Origin of the sequence: Alicyclobacillus contaminans DSM 17975, from assembly GCF_000429525.1 — a bacterium.
GTDB lineage: Bacteria > Bacillota > Bacilli > Alicyclobacillales > Alicyclobacillaceae > Alicyclobacillus_A > Alicyclobacillus_A contaminans.
The window spans coordinates 1-1,292 of record NZ_AUCA01000107.1; the positions used below are offsets into that span (position 1 = coordinate 1).

A 1,292-nucleotide genomic window follows, 5' to 3' on the forward strand; every position below is an offset into this window, starting at 1 on the left:
TTTTGTGGAGTGGAAGGGGAACGGCCCCACTGTTCCAATTGGTCACGTTCATCATCAGTGAGTGTAATTTCAATCGCTCGTTTACCCATGCCATGGTATTACCACAATGGTAAACGCCACTGTATATTTATTTTAGACTCGTGACACTAGATTGCACCTTCTATGTACAAATCCGATCACCATCCTCATTCGCGCGGAAGCCCCTGTCTTTAGGCATGGGGAGGAAGCGCGCCTCGTGTCCATCTTGACGCTGGACGGCCGCATCTTCCACAGTCTAACACCGCAGGCCCTGCGGCCTTTGGCTTTCGCAACCAGCATTTTTGCGGACGCGAGATTGCCCTCGAACGAAGTCGGCCAAACGCCTGTTGAAAAAGCGCCGAGGGCAAGCGTCTATATTACAAGAACTTGTCTGCTCACTGGCGGCGAGCGCCTTATATCCCCAGAGCTAAAGCTCGGGGTCTTACGGCGCATAGTGATAAGACATAGTCCAATCTTCTACAGTTCCTAAAGAATAGGGGACGGACACATCCGTACCCCTATTCTTTAAAACACCAGATTCGAGGGCCAAGGTAGTTGTTTTTCTCCATCCATCCTATCAGTGCCCAACGCACAGAATCCAAATAGAAAAACCAGTTTTGCCCTTCGAACTTAGGACAATATATGCCGACACCATTGAATGTGTGTCATATCTCGTCACCCAAATTAATTTAGAAATCCACTCCTAAGATTTGTTTGGACAGTGACGGAGAGTCCTACGAAACCACGGGTTGCGATGACGACTCAGGCGTGAACTGAACGGAGCCAGTCACTCCTGATAGAGTCTGCGCATCAGTTGAACAAATTCCTGTGGTGTCAGTGATTGCTGACCATCCGACAGCGCTTCGTTCGGTCGAGGATGCACTTCTATGATCAGTCCATCTGCCCCGGCAGCAATGGCTGCCATACTCATGGCAGGGACGTAGCGAGCAATGCCGACTCCGTGACTGGGATCGACAATCACTGGCAGATGGCTCAAATCCTTCACCACAGGAATCGCATTTCTGGCTCAAGCTACTGACCCAGTCGTGGGCGTTCACTTGGCAGCTCCGGAGTGAACTTCCACCAGTCGATCAGACCGATTCACACCCTCCACCGGCTCTCTGTGCTGTCCAAACCGCGTACTCTCTCCATCATAGCCATTACCTATGAGATTATTTTCTAGTGCCCCTTCAGGCAACCTTGATCTTCTTTTGTTCCCGTAGAAGGCTAGCGTTTCGCCTGTGCTTATTGCGCCAGCGAATATATGCCCGAAT

Annotated in this window: 2 protein-coding genes; both read right to left on the reverse strand. The window is 50.6% G+C overall.

Going from position 1 to position 1,292, the window contains the following annotated elements; translation table 11 throughout:
* Window positions 1-805: 805 nt before the first annotated feature.
* Complete coding sequence (locus G463_RS0117360; protein ID WP_245575949.1) at window positions 806-1,024, reverse strand: hypothetical protein; 219 nt, start codon at window positions 1,022-1,024, stop codon at window positions 806-808.
* A gap of 48 nt (window positions 1,025-1,072) precedes the next feature.
* Window positions 1,073-1,292 (reverse strand): hypothetical protein (locus G463_RS23385; RefSeq protein WP_211227445.1); only part of this gene is annotated, 220 nt, incomplete at its 5' end.